This is a genomic window from Micromonospora sp. NPDC005979, from assembly GCF_040614415.1.
Classification (GTDB): Bacteria; Actinomycetota; Actinomycetes; order Mycobacteriales; family Micromonosporaceae; genus Micromonospora.
In genome coordinates, this window is record NZ_JBEXUR010000005.1 from 140,213 (window position 1) to 155,575 (window position 15,363).

The window sequence follows — 15,363 nt, forward strand, 5'->3', positions numbered from 1 at the left end:
CGTCGCCCCGACCCGGCGCCGTGGCAACCTCCGGTCGCCCTCTTCCCCGGCCAGCGGGAATCGCCGATCCGCGGACGCGTCGCGCCCCCGCCGCCGATAATCCTCCAAGACACGGCGGGAGGCCGGGCATGACCACCGGAGGCACCGCGGCGCTGGTACGCCGGCCGGACGGGTCGACCCGGGCGACGCTGCTCGAACTGCTCTTCGACGTGGTCTTCGTGGCCGCGCTCGCGCAGACCTCGACTCTGCTCGCCGACCAGCGGTCCTGGGCCGAGAGCGCGTCGGTCGCGCTGATGTTGATCGCGATCTGGTGGACGTGGTCGGTCACCACCACCACGACCGAGTTCTACGATCCGCAGCAGCGCCCGATCCAGGCCATCCTGATGATCGCCATGGTCGGGTCGGTCGGGATGGCGGCGTCGCTGCCGATGATCACCACAGGGCAGTCGCTGGCCTTCGCACTCGCCTACGTCGGCACCCACGTGACGCGCGGCATCATCCTGGTCAGCACGTTGTACCGACAGCAGCACCGCGCGGCGATGGCCCGCGCCACCCGGTTCCTGTTCTGGTTCCTGGTGTCCGGCGTCCTGTGGATCCTCGGGACGCTCTTCGACGGCGATCGATGGTGGATCTGGACCACCGCGATCGCCATCGACCTGCTCTCCGCTGCGGCGCGTTACCCGACGCCGTGGCTCGGCCGGGTGCCTCTCGACCAGTACGACCGGACCACCGCGCACCTCGGCGAGCGGTACCAGCAGTTCACCATCCTGGCCCTCGGCGACATCATCCTGGTGCCCACCCTGGAACTCAGCCGCAGCGAGTTCGACCGCTACCGGATCATCGCGCTGCTCTGCGCGTTCGCCATCATGCTGCTGCTCTGGCAGGTGTACGTCTTCCGGGCCGGCGAGTTGCTCGAGACGGCGGAGGCGTCGGTGCCCGGCCGGTCCACCCGGATCGCCCCGTACACCCATCTGGTGCTGCTGGCCGGCGTCGCCGTCACGGCGGCCTCCTTCGACCTGGTCGTCGACCACCCGACCGGAACGACCCCGGCGCGGTGGCTGATGCTGATCATCGGCGGGCCGCTGGTGTTCGTGCTCGGCCGGGCACTCTTCGCCTACCTGCTGTCCGCACCCGTGCCGTGGCGACGAGTGGCGTCACAACTGCTGCCCCTTCTGGTCCTGCCCTGGGCCGGTGGCTGGCCACCCGTGGTGGTCACCGCGATCGTGGCCCTCGCGCTCGCCGGGCACGTCCTGGCCCCCAGGGCCGGTGGCCGGGAGACCACGCGGGGGCTCCGCCCGCGAGGGCTCAGCGGCTGACCCCTCGACCGGTCAGGTGAGGTGTCGACCGACCCACTCGGCGAGGTCGCGGGCACAGTCGTCGACCGACTCCCGCCACGTCCGGGCCGCGCCCTCCCCCGCCTCGTCACTGACCTGCTTGACCAGCCGACACGGCACGCCAGCCTGCGCGGCGGCCCAGGCCACCGCGTACCCCTCCATGTCCACCAGGTCGGCGCGCTGCGCCAGCCGGTCCCGCGCGTCGTCGTCCGCCACGAAGGTGTCACCGGTGGCCAGCACCGCGCCCTCGGCGGCCAACGCGAGCGGCGCGCCGTAGGTCTGACCGGTGAGGGTACGCAACAGAGCGGTGTCCAGGTCGTGCTGGAGCACGGTGGCGACCTCGTGGATACCCGTCCAGCCGGGGCGCAGCGCGCCGGCCGTACCCAGGTTGAGCAGCAGGCGGGGACGCGGCCCGGCGGCCAGCACCGCCGCGACCGCGCTGGCGGCGTTGACCTTGCCCATGCCGGTGAGCAGCACCGGCAGCTCGTCCGGCAGGTAGCGGGCCTCCTCCCCCACGGCGAGCACCACCAGCGGACGATCGGCGCGCACGACACCCCGAAGATTCACCGGAGCATCGTACGGGCCGCCCTCCACGGATCCGTCGCGCACTCCACCGGCATCTGTCCGGCCGGCGGTCAGTCGTCGGCGAACCGGTACAGCACGAAGTCCTTGTCCGCGCCGCACGCGATCACCCGCGTGTTCCACGAGCAGGACGCGCTGCGCACGTCGACGAGTTGGCCCAACTCGTCGACGTCGCCCGACTCGGCCCACACGCCGGCCACGCTCCGGCTGTCCGCCACCGTGCTGGTCGGCTCGGCGAAGACGAGCAGGTTGCCGGCGTCCAGTCGGGCCGCCACGCCGGGGCGGTCGGTCAGTACCGCCTTGCCGGCCGTGTCGAAGAGGGTGACCGTCGCCTTCGGGTACTCCCGTTGGGTGAGCACCTGCTCGCCGACCGGCACCAGGTCGGTCGCGCCCGGCGCCGACCAGGAGATCGCCGCCTTCCCCTCGGTCGCCGCCACCACCTCGGTGTGCTCGGCGTCGCTGTTGCGTACCTGCACCAGACAGGCCCGCCGCTCGCCGCAGGCCACCAGCGCCTTCGGCCGGTACTCCGCGTTCTCGGCCCGGTAGACGACCACCGGCGCCGCGTCGGAACCCAGGTCGTACGCCAGCACCTGGTACCCGCCGTCGGTGGGGGCCACGAAGAGGCGGTCCTCGTGCGCCACCACCAGGTCGTCGAGGTCGGCCACGTTGCCCCACTCGCGCAGCACCGAGCCGGAGGACATGTCGAGCAATCGCGCCGAGCGGTCCGCCCCGATCTGCACGAGTCGTCGCCCCTTGCCCGTCCACGGGTCGCGGGCAGCGCCGCCGAGGAAGGCCGGCCCGCCAGCCGCCGCGTCGGTGCCGACCGGCCGGACGACGGTACGCACCCCGCCGTACTGGTCACGCGGGTTGGGCCTGCTCCACTTGCCGGTGCCGTCGCCCAGCTTCAGGCCGACCAGCCGTCCGGCGGCCCGGTCCACCAGCACGGCGGTGTCGTCGGAGAAGTAGACGTCGTCGTCGCCGCGGACCGCCCGGTGCCAGCGCTGGGCGCCAGAACGGGCGTCCAGGACGGCCAGTTCACGCGGAGTGCTGTCGCCCGGCGCGTCCGCCAGAACAACAACCGCCCCGGGTACGGCGACGAGGCCGGTCCAGTCGTCGGCGGTGACGCCGGTCTGCCTGCGCCACAGCTCGTCGCCGGTGCCGGTGTCCACGGCGACGACTTCCAGCCGGTCGTCCGGCAGCGGGTACCCGAGATAGGCCCGGTCGCCGAGCACCGCGGTCCACATGCCAGTGGGCCGCGCGGCGCCGGCCGACGGCCTCGACAGCTCGCGCAACGGCCCGAACTCCAGGTCCGGATAGCGGTCCCGCAGCAGGTAGAGCGTCGCCGCGGTGGCCACCCCGGCCAGGGCGAGTACCGCCCCGAGCACCACCCACCGGGCCCGCCGCCAGGTCGTACCGCCGCTCGGGATGGGCGGGGTGGGCGTCGGGGTGACGCCCGCCCGGCTCGGCCTGGCCGACGTCGGCCCGGGTTGCGACGGCACGGTCGGCGCGTTCTCCGCCGCAGCCGGCACTGCCGGCGGACCGACCGGGGCCGGAACGGGCGACGGACCGGCCGGGGCCGGAACGGGCGACGGACCGGCCGGGGCCGGAACGGGCGACGGACCGGCCGGCGCGGACGGGCCAGCCGGCGAGGCCTGCACCCCGGCCTGCGGTCCCGCGTACGCCGGCAGGGCTCGGCGCAGCGGCAGGTCCGTCAGCGCGCCCTCGGCCACCGGCAGCTCGGGCTGGTCCAGCACCGTCGGCGCCACCCCCAGCTCGGCGTGCAGCATTCGTGCCACGAGCGGAATCCGCGAGGAGCCGCCCACCAGGAACAGCCCGGCGAGCTGGTCGGGGCGCAGGCCGGCCGCGGCGATCACCTCCCGGGCCCGCTCCACGGCACGACGCAACAGCGGCGCCGCCACCCGCTCGACGTCGTCACGCGTCAACCGCACCGCCTCGGCCACCCCGGGCACCGCGACCGGCGCCACAGTCGATCGGGACAGCGTCTCCTTCGCGCCGCGTACCTCGTCCCACAGTCGGACCTGGTCGCGGCGCTGCGCCGGGTCTGACGGGCGGACCAGGCGCGCCCACCGCCGGGCGTGCCGCTCGCCCAGCAGCTCGCCGACCCGCTGCACCAGCGCCGCGTCCAGGTCGAGGCCGCCCAGGTCGGGCAGACCGCCGTCAGCGACCACCCGGAAACCGGAGTCACCCCACGGGTCGGCCCCCTCGTTGCGCAACACCGCGACGTCGAGCGTCCCGCCACCGAAGTCGAACACCGCGATCGCGCCACCGACCGGCACCGGCCGGTGCAGGACCTGGGTGTAGTAGCGGGCGGCGGCCACCGGCTCACGCAGCAGACGCGTGCCCGGTGGCGTCGGTCCGGCGAGCGTGTGCTCGGCCGCCTGCGGCCATCCGGCCCGCAACAGCGCGTCGGCGAGCACCTGCCGCCGTGACTCGTCCCAGGCCGCCGGGCAGGTGAGCACGGCCGGAGGCAGGAAGCCGACCGCACCCACCGCGGCCCGGGCGACCGCCGCCAGCACCGCGGCGAGCAGTTCCGCCGGCGGGTACGACCGGTCACCGAGCAGCACGGTCGGCTCGTCCACCCGACGCTTCGGGTTCGCCTCGAACCGGGCCGGATCGGCCTGCGCCAGCCGCCGGGCGTCCCAGCCGACGTGCAGCGTGCCGTCCGGGTCGGCGTACACGGCCGACGGGCTGACCGGCTGACCGTCCATCAGCACCGGACGGGTCCGACCGTCCGGCCAGCGCAGCACGGCTACCGTGTTGGACGTGCCGAGGTCGACGCCGAGGGCGAAACCCTCGTGCTGGCCTGCCATCTGCCCGATACCTCCGCCGCGACGAGGGAACTCAGCCCCGCATCGTACGCAGCCCCCTGCGCCCCACAGGCCTCGCCGTCACCAGGCGGACCGGCCAGTCGGTGCGTCCAGGCGATTGGGGTACGGGACGTAAGGAGACCACAAGATCTGCGCAATCGCCGGCCGCATCGGGCCTGGCTAGGCTGGTCGCGGGGAGGTGACCGGTGGCGCAGCGGGTGCTCGTGGTCGACGACGACCGGACGGTCAGCGACGTGGTCTGCCGCTACCTGGAACACGCCGGGTACGAGGTGAGCCACGTCGCCGACGGGCTGGCCGCCCTGGAGGCCGTCCAGGACCGGCCGCCGCACCTGGTCGTGCTGGACCTGATGCTCCCCGGACTGGACGGGTTGCAGGTGTGCCGGCGACTGCGGGAGCGGCCGGACGGCGTACCCATCATCATGCTCACGGCGCGCGGCGACGAGGCCGACCGGGTGCTCGGGCTGCAACTCGGCGCCGACGACTACCTGAGTAAGCCCTTCTCGCCGCGGGAGCTGGTGCTGCGGGTCGGTTCGGTGCTGCGCCGTGCCGGTGAGCCGGCCGCGCCGGCGGCCGAACTGCTGTCCGACGCGGGGCTGGAGGTGGCCACCGGGCCACGGATCGCCCGCCTGCACGGCCGCGAGCTGGCCCTGACGTTGCGCGAGTTCGACCTGCTGGCGCACCTGATGCGGCACCCGACCCGGGCGTTCAAGCGCACCGAGCTGCTGGAACGCGTGTGGGGGTGGAACTTCGGCGACCAGTCCACCGTCACCGTGCACGTCCGCCGGTTGCGGGAGAAGATCGAGGACGACCCGGCCGAGCCACGACGCATCGTCACGGTCTGGGGCGTCGGCTACCGGTACGAGCCGGCCGATGCGTGACCTGGCGCTGATCTTCGGGGCGGCGCTCGCGGCCGCGCTCGGTGTGGGCCTGCTCGGCGCGCTGACCCTGCGGCTGCTGCGGCACCGGTCGATCACTGTGCACGTGTGCGTCCTGCTCACCGTCACCGTGGTCGCCGTGGTGGCCGGGGTGGTGGTGGTCGCCCAGGCGATGTTCCTGTCCCCGCACGACCTCCAGGTCGTCCTGCTCACGGTCGCCGCGGCGGCGGTGGTGAGCCTCGGCGTGGGCTGGTACTTCGGGCGACGACTGGCCGTGGCGGCGGTCTGGGCGGCCCAGGCCCGGGAGCGGGAACGGCGGGTCGAGAAGGGCCGTCGGGACCTGGTCGCCTGGGTGTCGCACGACCTGCGGACGCCGCTGGCCGGCCTGCGGGCGATGGCCGAGGCGCTGGAGGACCGGGTGGTCGACGACCCGGCGACGGTCGCCGAGTACCACCGCCGGATCCGCGTGCAGACCGATCGGATGACCCGACTCGTCGACGACCTGTTCGAGCTGTCCCGGATCAACGCCGGCGCGCTGCGCCTGACCCTGTCGGCGGTACCGCTGGGTGAGGTCGTCTCCGACGCCCTCGCCGGCACCGCGCCCCTGGCCAAGGCCCGGCGCATCCGGCTGGAGGCCGCCGAGTCGGGCTGGCCCACCGTGCTGGCCAGCGAACCCGAGCTGGCCCGGGTGGTGGGCAACCTGCTGCTCAACGCGGTGCACTACACGCCGAGCGACGGCACGGTGCGGGTGGACGCCGGATCCGAACGCGACGCCGCCTGGCTGGCGATCGCCGACACCTGCGGCGGCATCCCCGAGGATGACCTGCCCCGACTGTTCGACGTCGCGTTCCGGGGCGAGCCGGCCCGTACGCCCCGCCCCGGCGGCGAGGGTTCGGGCGGGCTGGGGCTGGCGATCGTACGCGGACTGGTCGAGGCGCACGGCGGTCGGGTGGACGTGCAGAACGTCAGCGGTGGGTGCCGGTTCGTGGTGCGCCTGCCGGCGGCCTGACGCCCGCCCACTCAGCGGTTCGCCCGCAGCTCACCGAACCAGCGCCGCCCCTGCCGGAACACCTCCTGGACCGCCAGGCCGGCGGCGTCGGCGACCGCGGGCACCGCACGCGCGTCAACCCGGGCCCAGCGGAACACCGGGCCGAGCAGCACCCGGCCGGCCCGCTGCTCGGCGGCCACCCGGGCCTGGCCCTGCCACGACCCCGTGCCGGGCGGCTCCAGCTCGACCAGGACGGTGCCACCCGGTGCGAGCAGGTCCCGGCAGCGGCGCAGCAGCGCCACCGGCTCGCCGCCGATGCCGATGTTCCCGTCGATCAGCACCGCGTGCGCCCACCGGCCCTCGGCGGGCAGCGGCCCGAACAGGTCGCCGTGCACCGCGACCGCGCCACGGGCGCGGGTGAGCCGCACCGCCGTCGGCGAGACGTCCACGCCGACCGCGCTCAGGCCGGCCCGGGTCAGCGCCACGGTGAGCCGGCCCGGCCCGCACCCGAGGTCGAGCGTCGGGCCACCGCAGCGGGCGACGAGGCCGGTGACCGCCGACTCGGCCGTGCCGTGCCAGCGGTCCACCGGGAGCCGGCTACGGACACCGTCGCCGTGCACCAGCCACCGCCGCAGGGCCACGCGGTCGGCGGCGAGCGCGGCGGCGAAGGGGTCGCCGGATCCGTCGTACCCCCGGCGCGACGTCGGCCCGGACGGTGACCGTACCGGTGACGCGGCCTCGACCGGGGCGGTGTCGACGGGGTTCACCGCCGGCTCTCCGGCAGCAGGGTGAGGCGGACCGCCGCGACCTGGCGGGCGAAGCGTCCACCGGGAACCTCGACGGCCACCGCGAGGGCGTCGGACCACTTGTCGACGTCCCGCAGGACCGGCAGTGGCGCGGTCCGCAGGCCACGCCCGGTCAGGGCCGCCCAGGTGTCGCGACCGGTGTCGGGCATCGACATGGGCACATCCCGCAACACCCGGGCGTGCCGTGGGTCGCGCAGCCCCAACGACCACCAACCGCCGTCGTGCGCCCGACCGAGCACCGCGTCGGAGGCGCGCAGCCCCGCCACCGCCGCGGCCAGCCGGCCCGGCGTCACCTGCGGGGTGTCCATCCCGATCTGCACCACCGGCCGCCCGGGGTACGCGGCAGCGACCTCGGCGTACGCGTTGGCGAGCCGCTCGCCGAGCCCGGTGCCGCGCTGCTCCAGCACCGACCAGCCGTCCAGCGCGGCGGTCAACGCGTCGGCGTCCTCCGCCTCGGCCAGCCGACCCGACCAGGCCAGCACGGGAGTGACACCGGGGGTGGCGCGGACGGCGTCGAGGGTGTCGCGCAGTGCGGCGGCGGCGATCCGGGCCGCCTGGGCCGGCGTGACCGGTGGGCAGAGCCGTGTCTTCACCGCCCCGACGACCGGCGCCTTGGCGACCACCAGCAGGACGGTCACCGGGAGCCGTCGACGGTCCGCAACACACCGGCGAAGTCGCGGGTGGCACGCAGGGTGCCCCGCACCGAACCGGAGACCTTGGACCGGGTGCCGGCGGCGCGGGGCGCGTAGGTGACGTCCGTCTCGTGGATGCGCCACCCGGCGGCGGCGGCCCGGATCAGCAGTTCGAGGGGGTAGCCGAAGGCCCGGTCGGTGACACCGAGGTCGAGCAGCGCCTGGCGGCGGGCCACCCGGATCGGGCTGAGGTCCCGCAGCGGTACGCCCCGACGGCGCAGCAACGCGGCGACCAGCGCCGTGCCGGCACGGGCGTGCCACGGCCACACTCCCGCCCCGACCGGCCGACGCCGACCCACGCTGAGGTCGGCCGTACCGTCGGACACGGGTGCCACCAGGGCCGGCAGCTCGGCGGGGTCGAACGACCCGTCCGCGTCGAGGACGCACACCAGCTCGGCGTCGGCGGCCTCCAGGCCGGCGTGCACCGCCGCGCCGTAGCCGCGTCGGGGTTCGTGCACCACCCGGGCGCCGTACCGGACGGCCACCTCGGGCGAGCCGTCCCGGGAGCCGTTGTCCACCACGATGGCCCGGTAGCCGGGCGGCAGCGCGGTGAGCACACCCGGCAGGGCGGCTGCCTCGTCCAGGCAGGGCAGCACCACGTCGATCTCAGTCGCCATACCGCCGACGCTAAGGGGACGTCCGCGTGGCGGAGGTCGGAATGTGCTTACCGAACCCTTACCGCCCGGGCATTTCTTACCGTCCGGTGACGGGCCGCCGATTGGCGAGCGCGAGGGTGGGCTGTCGCCGTACCGTCCGGTGGTCATGGCCTCGACCACCGCTCACGCCGCCGCCCCCGGGCGGACCCCGCCTCGCCGCCACGCCGGGGACCTGCTCGTGCTGGGCCTGGAAGCGGCGCTGCTCGGCGTCGCCGTGCTGGTGGGGGCCCTGCTCAACGCGCGCGGCGGCGGCCTGCACGCGGACGCCGCTCCGCTGTACGCGACGTGGCGGCCACACGTCGGCTGGGGCAGCCCGGCCGCGCTGGTGGTGGCGGTCGCGGTGGTGGGCTGGGGCACCCGGTGGGCCCGCACCGCCCGGTGGGGTCGCCTGCTGGCCGCCGCGTGGCTGACGGCAGTGGCCTGGACGATGTCGTTGGCCCTGGTCGACGGCGCGTCGGCGGGGCTGACCCGACGGCTCACCCCGCAGGCCGAGTACCTGCACGAGGTACCCGGCGTGACCGACATCCCGGCGATGCTGGCCGGATTCACCAGCCGGATCGTGGACTTCCAACCCGACTCCTGGTCCACCCACACCGCCGGCCATCCGCCGGGCGCGCTGCTCATCTTCGTCTGGCTGGACCGCGTCGGCCTCGGCGGAGGCACGGCCGCCGCGCTGGCCTGCGTCCTGCTCGGCGCCACGATCGCGGTGTCGGTGCCGGTGACGCTGCGCGCGCTCGGCGCGCCCGACGCGGCGCGCGCGGTGGTGCCCTTCCTGGTGCTGCTGCCCGGGGCCGTCTGGGTGGGCGCCTCGGCCGACGGCATCTTCGCCGCCGTGGTCGCGGCCGGTCTGGCGCTGCTGGTGGTCCGGGGACGCGTGGCCGCCCTGGCCGGTGGGGCGGTGCTCGGCTTCGCGCTGCACCTCTCGTACGGGTTCCTCCTCGTGGGTGTGCTCGCGCTGGCCGTGGTCGCGCTGCGCCGTACCCACCGACTGGGCGCGCTGCTCGCCGCCGCCGTCGGCGTCGCGGCCGTGACGGCGGTGTTCGTCACGGCGGGTTTCCACTGGTGGGACGGGTACCACCTGGTCGTCCAGCGGTACTACCAGGGCTGGGCCGCCGACCGCCCGTACGCCTACTGGGTGTGGGCCAACCTGGCCGCGCTGCTGCTCAGCGCCGGCCCGGTCCTGGGGCCGGCCCTGCGCCGCGCGCTGGCGGCCGCGCCCGGCTGGCGGGTCGCCGGGCGGTTGGCCCTACCTACGGCAGCAGGAGTACGCGCAGCCGGCCCCACGGTGCTGCTACCGCTGGCGGCCCTGGTGGCAGTTCTCGGCGCGGACCTGTCCGGGCTGAGCAAGGCCGAGGTGGAGCGGATCTGGCTGCCGTTCGTCGGCTGGCTACTGGTCGCCACCGCCCACCTACCGGCGACCTCGCGGCGCTGGTGGCTGGCCGCGCAGGCGCTCACCGCCCTGGCCGTCAACCACCTGCTCTGGACGGTCTCCTGACCACCCCTGCCGCGTGACCACACGCAGCACGGACGGCGAGCGGCGCAGCACCGTGGGGCACGGCCCAGCGCGAGCGGCACGCGGCAGCGCGAGCGGCACGGACGACGGCCACGCGCGCGGCGAGGAGGAGTGCGATCGGACACCAGACCCCGCGCGGGCGCATGGCCACGCCGGGCATTGACGGGCAATCATTCGGCACGCCGGGCCACGGCCAACGCGGGACCGATCACCCCGTTGAGCGTGATGATTGTGAGGCATATTGATGCCTCACAGTCATCACGCTCATTGGGGGTACCGTCCCGGCGGCTACCGCGAGCGCCGCGACCTGACGCTGGCCGACTCGATCCGACCCCGGCACGCCGTTCGGCCGGGCACGGCAGCGACTTTCGGGGCGGCAGCTAGTGGAGGTCGGAGGTCGAGCGGGCGAGCGGCGAGCGGCGAGCGGCAACAGCGCAGCAGGGCAGGGCGGGGCGGGGCGGTCAGCCTGCCACGGCGGCTGGTTCGCGTAGTGGGTCGGTGGCGAAGCCGGCGACCCCGTCGGCGAAGCCGACCCGGGCGGTGTAGCCGAGCAGTTCCGCGGCACGGCGTGGATCGGCGACCACGTGCCGCACGTCGGCCGCGCGAGCCCCGCCCACGACCTGTGGCGCCGGTCCGCCCATCGCCTCGGCCAGGGCGACCGCCAGCTCCCCGACGGTGTGCGGCTCGCCCGAGCACACGTTCACCGGCACCAGGGTGGCCGGTGGCAGGTCGCTGGTGAGCGCCAGTAGGTTGGCCCGCGCCACGTCGGTGACGTGCACGAAGTCCCGCCGTTGCCGGCCGTCCTCCAGCACGCGGGGGGCCATCCCGGCCGCCAGCGCCGACCGGAAGATGGACGCCACGCCGGCGTACGGGGTGTCGCGGGGCATCCGAGGGCCGTAGACGTTGTGGTAACGCAGCGCCCACACCGTCCCGCCGGTCTGTCGGGCCCAGGCGGCGGCCAGGTGTTCCTGCGCGAGCTTGCTGGCGGCGTACGTGCTGCGCGGCTCCAGCGGCGCGTCCTCGGGCACGAGCACCGGGTCGAGTCCCCGATCACAGTGGGGGCACGTCGGGTCGTACCGGCCGGCCGCCACGTCCTCGTTGCGCCGTGGCGCGGGGCGCACCGTGGCGTGCTCGGGGCAGGCGTAGCGCCCCTCGCCGTACACCACCATCGAGCTGGCCAGCACCAGCCGGCCGAGTCCCGCCCGGTGCAGGGCGGCCAGCAGCACGGCCGTGCCGTAGTCGTTGTGCGTGACGTAGTCGGGGCCGTCCGACGGGTCCAGGCCGTGGCCGACCATCGCCGCCTGGTGACAGACCGCGTCCACGCCGGGCAGCAGGCGATCCAGCAGGGCGCCGTCACGGACGTCGCCGCGCACCACCTGGTGCTCACGTGACCAGGCCGGCAACTCCCCGCCGTGCGCCTGCGGCAGCAGCGCGTCCAGCGCCACCACCTCGTGGCCCTGCTCGACGAGCAGGTCGACGACCTGCGACCCGATGAACCCGGCCGCGCCGGTGACCAGTACGCGCATGTCGGACACGGTAGGGCCGGTCGGGCGTCCGACGGGCCGGTTCGGCGTAGCCGTAAGGAGTTCGCAACAGCTCGGCCGGCCGGGGTAGCCCGGTAAGCGTTCGGTAATGCGGTAAACCCCGTCGCGCCGTACCCCTGCGGTCTAACCTGCCGGCAGTGCCCGCCACCGGCGCTCGCGCCCGGCGGGCCGACGACGGCGGGGTGTGACGACGAGGAGGGAACAGCGAGTGCCAGGAGGCAGGCCCGACCTGGGCGACAGCGGGGCCCCGGCGTCGGATGCGGACGGCTACGGCGCACCGCGCCGGCTCTGGCGGGGGTTGGCCCGGCATCGTCCGCCGGGTGTGGACGCGACCGAACGCGCCTGGCGCAGTCCGTTGCGCGGTCCCTGGCTCACCGCCGTCTACGGGTCGGCGCTGCTGGTGGCGCTGCCACTGGTGATCATCACGGGACTGCTCGACTACGCCGCCTACGGCCCCCGTTTCGACCAGGCGTTCCCGCAGGACGTCGGCTGGCTGCGGCTGCCCGTCTTCGACTGGCCCACGCGGCCGTCCTGGCTGTTCCGGGTCACCCAGGGCCTGCACGTGACGCTCGGGATCGTGCTCGTCCCGGTGGTGCTGGGCAAGCTGTGGTCGGTGCTGCCGAAGCTGTTCACCTGGCCGCCGGCCCGCTCGGTGGCGCAGGTGCTGGAACGGCTCACGCTGCTGCTGCTGGTCGGCGGGATCCTGTTCCAGATCGCCACCGGCCTGCTCAACATCCAGTACTCGTACGTGTTCGGCTTCGACTTCTACACCGCCCACTACTTTGGCGCGTGGATCTTCACGGTGGCCTTCGTGGCCCACGTGATCATCAAGTTCCCCCGGTTGGTGACCGCGCTGCGGTCCCGCTCGCCGGGCATGGAGCTACGGACGACGCGCGCCGACACGCGGCCCGAGCCGCCCGACCCGGACGGCCTGGTCGCGACCGAACCGGGTCCGGCGACGGTCAGCCGGCGTGGGGCGGTGGCCGTGGTGGGCGGCGGCGCGCTGCTGCTGGCCGTACTGACCATCGGGGAGAGCCTGGACGGTCCGCTGCGGCGTACGGCGCTGCTGCTGCCCCGGGGGCGACAGCCCGGCACCGGACCGAACGGCTTCCCGGTCAACCGCACCGTCGCCGCCGCCGGCGTGCGTCCCGAACAGACCGACGCGAGCTGGCGACTGACGCTGCGCGGCGGTGGGCGGACGGTGACCCTGGACCGGCCCGGCCTGCTGGCCCTGACCCAGCACACGGCCGCGCTGCCCATCGCCTGCGTCGAGGGCTGGTCGACCCGGCAGAGGTGGACCGGCGTACGCCTTCGTGACCTGGCCGCGCTCGCCGGCGTCCCCGACCCGGCCTCGGCGCGGGTGTCGTCGCTGGAGCAGGCCGGTCTGTTCCGCACGGCGGTGCTCGCGGCCAACCAGGTCCTCGACCCCGACTCGCTGCTGGCGTTGCGGGTCAACGACGTCGACCTCTCCCCCGATCACGGCTATCCGGCCCGGGTCATCGTGCCCGCCCTGCCCGGCGTGCACTGCACCAAGTGGGTCGCCGAGATCGACTTCCGGGAGCGGAGCGATGACTGAGCGGAGCGGGCCGACGCAGGGATCGGCCGGGCGGACGGCCCGGCTGCGGGCGGCCTACGGCGCGGCACCCTGGCATCTCGCCCTGGTGACGGCGGTGATCGTGCTCGCCGGCTGGGTGGCGCTACGCCTCGCCGACGAGGCGACGTTCGGCCGGATGTTGCTCTGGTTCGTCGGCGCGGTCGTCGCGCACGACCTGGTGCTGTTCCCGGTGTACGCGAGCGCCGACCGCGTGCTGCGGGCGGCGACACGTGGTCGCGTCGCGCTGCTCAACCACCTGCGGGTACCGGCGCTCGGCACGGCGCTGCTGTTCCTGGTCTACTCCCCCGGCATCCTGCGCTGGGGCGAGACGACCCACGAGGCGGCCACCGGCCAGACGCAGCGGCCGTACCTGCTGCGCTGGCTGGCGCTCAGCGGGGCGCTCTTCCTGCTCAGCGCGCTCGCGTACGCGCTACGGCGTCGCGTTCAGCCGTCGGGGCAGCGGTCGGAGAGCGCGTAGCGCAGCAACACCACGTCGCCGATCTGGCGCGTCTCGGCCAGTCGGGCCCGGCGGCCCGGATGCCAGGGGAACCGGCCCTCGTCGACGAAGCGTGGCGCCCGACGGTCGCCGACGAAGAACGGGGCGACGACCAGGTGCAGCTCGTCGGCGAGGCCGGCGGTGAGGAACTGGGCGTGGACCGTTCCGCCACCCTCGACCATCAGACGGCGCACCCCCCGCGCCGCCAGGTCGGCCAGGACCCATCCGAGGTCGACCGGCTCTCCCCCGTCGATGATGGTGGCCAGCCCGCCGACCCGCTCCCGGGTCTTGTCCAGCGCGCCGCTGGCGCAGTAGACCAGCCGGGTGGAGTCGCCCGCGGTGAAGAACCGGGCGGTCGGGTCGAGGTCCCCGCGCGCGGTCAGCGTCACCTTGACCGGCGAGGCGGGCTGACCGCACGCCACCCGTTCGGTCCGCCGCGCCGCCGATCGCACCAGCAGGCGGGGGTCGTCACGGCGGACGGTGGCGGCACCGACCAGGATCGCGTCACAGCCGGCCCGGACCGCGTCGACGCGGTCGAGGTCGTCGTCGTTGGACAGCAACAGACGCTGGTCGGAGGCGTCGTCGATGTACCCGTCGATGGAGGTGGCGCAGCTCAGCAGCACGTAGGGCCGTGGCGACGCCGGGCGGCAGCTCACCGGTAGACGGGCCGGTCAGGGGTGCGGCCCGCCCGCTCCTCGGCCGCCTCCGCATCTGCCTCCGCCACCTCCGCCTCGGCCACCTCCGCCTCGGCCTCGGCCGCCTTGGCGGCCTTCGCCGCGAGGTAGTCGGCGTTGGCTGGGGAGAGGAAGACGCTGGTGGGGACGCGTTCCACGACGTCGACACCCAGCCGGGTCAACTGTTCGGCCTTGTCCGGGTTGCTGCTGAGCAGACGTACGCGCGGCACGTCGAGCGTGGCCAGCATCTGCGCGGCGGCGGTGTAGTCGCGCTCGTCCTCGCCCCGGCCCAGCGCCACGTTGGCCTGGTAGGTGTCCAGGCCGGCGTCCTGGAGGGCGTACGCGTCGAGCTTCGCGTACAGACCGATGCCCCGGCCCTCCTGACGCAGGTAGAGCAGGAACCCGCCGGTCTCGGCGATCCGCTGCACCGCCTCACGCAGTTGCGGCCCGCAGTCGCAGCGCTGGCTGCCGAACACGTCCCCGGTCAGGCACTCGCTGTGCGGGCGGACCAGCGGCGGCTCCCCACCGGCGGCGAGCCGGTCCAGCGCGCCGGCCCAGTCGCCCAGGCCGAGGGCGAGGTGTTCGCGACCGTCCACCAGACCTTTGAACGTGAACACCCGAACGGTGGTGGTGTAGCCGTCGGGGAACGCCAACGGCACCGTGACCTGCGTACGGACCGTGGCGATCGGCAGTGCTTCGGGCATGGGACTCCTTCGTCCGGCGCCGCGGGACGGCGGCGACGCGTACCGTTTCACCACTG

General features: G+C 74.7%; 14 protein-coding genes. 6 read left to right on the forward strand and 8 right to left on the reverse strand.

The genetic code is table 11. The features are described from left to right. Nucleotides 1-128: 128 nt before the first annotated feature. Complete coding sequence (locus ABZ272_RS11065; protein ID WP_355049745.1) at nucleotides 129-1,316, forward strand: low temperature requirement protein A; 1,188 nt, start codon at nucleotides 129-131, stop codon at nucleotides 1,314-1,316. A gap of 12 nt (nucleotides 1,317-1,328) precedes the next feature. On the opposite strand, the gene ABZ272_RS11070 is transcribed toward ABZ272_RS11065, so the two are convergent. Further along, on the reverse strand, nucleotides 1,329-1,901 hold the full coding sequence (locus tag ABZ272_RS11070; protein ID WP_355049746.1) for a nucleosidase: 573 nt from the start codon (nucleotides 1,899-1,901) through the stop codon (nucleotides 1,329-1,331). A gap of 68 nt (nucleotides 1,902-1,969) precedes the next feature. Then, nucleotides 1,970-4,747 (reverse strand): Hsp70 family protein, encoded by a 2,778-nt coding sequence (locus tag ABZ272_RS11075; protein WP_355049747.1) that lies wholly within the window; start codon nucleotides 4,745-4,747, stop codon nucleotides 1,970-1,972. Between the two features lie 203 nt (nucleotides 4,748-4,950). Here ABZ272_RS11075 and ABZ272_RS11080 point away from each other — a divergent pair, with 203 nt between their 5' ends. Next, nucleotides 4,951-5,643 (forward strand): response regulator transcription factor, encoded by a 693-nt coding sequence (locus tag ABZ272_RS11080; RefSeq protein WP_355049748.1) that lies wholly within the window; start codon nucleotides 4,951-4,953, stop codon nucleotides 5,641-5,643. Beyond that, entirely contained in the window at nucleotides 5,636-6,649 is a 1,014-nt protein-coding gene (locus ABZ272_RS11085) for a HAMP domain-containing sensor histidine kinase (RefSeq protein WP_355049749.1), read from the forward strand. The genes ABZ272_RS11080 and ABZ272_RS11085 overlap by 8 nt, the downstream gene beginning before the upstream one ends. A gap of 11 nt (nucleotides 6,650-6,660) precedes the next feature. Here ABZ272_RS11085 and ABZ272_RS11090 read toward each other — a convergent pair whose 3' ends face one another. The 3 genes from ABZ272_RS11090 to ABZ272_RS11100 all read right to left on the reverse strand — a co-directional run bounded on the left by ABZ272_RS11090 (nucleotide 6,661) and on the right by ABZ272_RS11100 (nucleotide 8,743). Next, nucleotides 6,661-7,269, reverse strand: a complete 609-nt coding sequence (locus ABZ272_RS11090) for a class I SAM-dependent methyltransferase (protein WP_355049908.1) — start codon at nucleotides 7,267-7,269, stop codon at nucleotides 6,661-6,663. A 122-nt stretch (nucleotides 7,270-7,391) separates the two neighbouring features. Next, nucleotides 7,392-8,072, reverse strand: a complete 681-nt coding sequence (locus tag ABZ272_RS11095) for a DUF2064 domain-containing protein (RefSeq protein ID WP_355049750.1) — start codon at nucleotides 8,070-8,072, stop codon at nucleotides 7,392-7,394. Further along, nucleotides 8,069-8,743, reverse strand: a complete 675-nt coding sequence (locus ABZ272_RS11100; RefSeq protein WP_355049751.1) for a glycosyltransferase family 2 protein — start codon at nucleotides 8,741-8,743, stop codon at nucleotides 8,069-8,071. The genes ABZ272_RS11095 and ABZ272_RS11100 overlap by 4 nt, the downstream gene beginning before the upstream one ends. Nucleotides 8,744-8,888: 145 nt before the next feature. Between ABZ272_RS11100 and ABZ272_RS11105 the strand changes: the two genes are divergently transcribed. Then, nucleotides 8,889-10,277, forward strand: coding sequence for a hypothetical protein (locus tag ABZ272_RS11105; protein WP_355049752.1), 1,389 nt, complete (start codon nucleotides 8,889-8,891; stop codon nucleotides 10,275-10,277). A gap of 479 nt (nucleotides 10,278-10,756) precedes the next feature. On the opposite strand, the gene ABZ272_RS11110 is transcribed toward ABZ272_RS11105, so the two are convergent. After that, nucleotides 10,757-11,821: an NAD-dependent epimerase/dehydratase family protein gene (locus ABZ272_RS11110; RefSeq protein WP_355049753.1), complete on the reverse strand. Its 1,065-nt coding sequence runs from the start codon at nucleotides 11,819-11,821 to the stop codon at nucleotides 10,757-10,759. Nucleotides 11,822-12,068: 247 nt separating this feature from the next. Here ABZ272_RS11110 and ABZ272_RS11115 point away from each other — a divergent pair, with 247 nt between their 5' ends. Both ABZ272_RS11115 and ABZ272_RS11120 read left to right on the forward strand, forming a co-directional pair. Next, nucleotides 12,069-13,415: a molybdopterin-dependent oxidoreductase gene (locus ABZ272_RS11115; protein ID WP_355049909.1), complete on the forward strand. Its 1,347-nt coding sequence runs from the start codon at nucleotides 12,069-12,071 to the stop codon at nucleotides 13,413-13,415. Next, the gene (locus tag ABZ272_RS11120; RefSeq protein ID WP_355049754.1) at nucleotides 13,408-13,911 is read left to right on the forward strand and encodes a hypothetical protein; all 504 of its coding nucleotides are present in this window, start codon (nucleotides 13,408-13,410) and stop codon (nucleotides 13,909-13,911) included. Before ABZ272_RS11115 ends, ABZ272_RS11120 begins: the two co-directional genes overlap by 8 nt. Here ABZ272_RS11120 and ABZ272_RS11125 read toward each other — a convergent pair. After that, nucleotides 13,878-14,585, reverse strand: coding sequence for a dihydrofolate reductase family protein (locus ABZ272_RS11125; protein WP_355049755.1), 708 nt, complete (start codon nucleotides 14,583-14,585; stop codon nucleotides 13,878-13,880). The genes ABZ272_RS11120 and ABZ272_RS11125 overlap by 34 nt on opposite strands. Further along, a complete protein-coding gene (gene ribA / locus ABZ272_RS11130) occupies nucleotides 14,582-15,307 on the reverse strand; it encodes a GTP cyclohydrolase II (RefSeq protein WP_355049756.1) in 726 nt (241 codons plus the stop codon). The genes ABZ272_RS11125 and ribA overlap by 4 nt, the downstream gene beginning before the upstream one ends. Between the last annotated feature and the right edge of the window lie 56 nt (nucleotides 15,308-15,363).

Coding starts and splice junctions, on each gene's coding strand:
- ABZ272_RS11065 (WP_355049745.1), top strand. CDS start 129: ATGACCACCGGAGGCACCGCGGCGCTGGTACGCCGGCCGGACGGGTCG.
- ABZ272_RS11075 (WP_355049747.1), bottom strand. CDS start 4,747: ATGGCAGGCCAGCACGAGGGTTTCGCCCTCGGCGTCGACCTCGGCACG.
- ABZ272_RS11085 (WP_355049749.1), top strand. CDS start 5,636: ATGCGTGACCTGGCGCTGATCTTCGGGGCGGCGCTCGCGGCCGCGCTC.
- ABZ272_RS11100 (WP_355049751.1), bottom strand. CDS start 8,743: ATGGCGACTGAGATCGACGTGGTGCTGCCCTGCCTGGACGAGGCAGCC.
- ABZ272_RS11105 (WP_355049752.1), top strand. CDS start 8,889: ATGGCCTCGACCACCGCTCACGCCGCCGCCCCCGGGCGGACCCCGCCT.
- ABZ272_RS11110 (WP_355049753.1), bottom strand. CDS start 11,821: ATGCGCGTACTGGTCACCGGCGCGGCCGGGTTCATCGGGTCGCAGGTC.
- ABZ272_RS11120 (WP_355049754.1), top strand. CDS start 13,408: ATGACTGAGCGGAGCGGGCCGACGCAGGGATCGGCCGGGCGGACGGCC.
- ribA (WP_355049756.1), bottom strand. CDS start 15,307: ATGCCCGAAGCACTGCCGATCGCCACGGTCCGTACGCAGGTCACGGTG.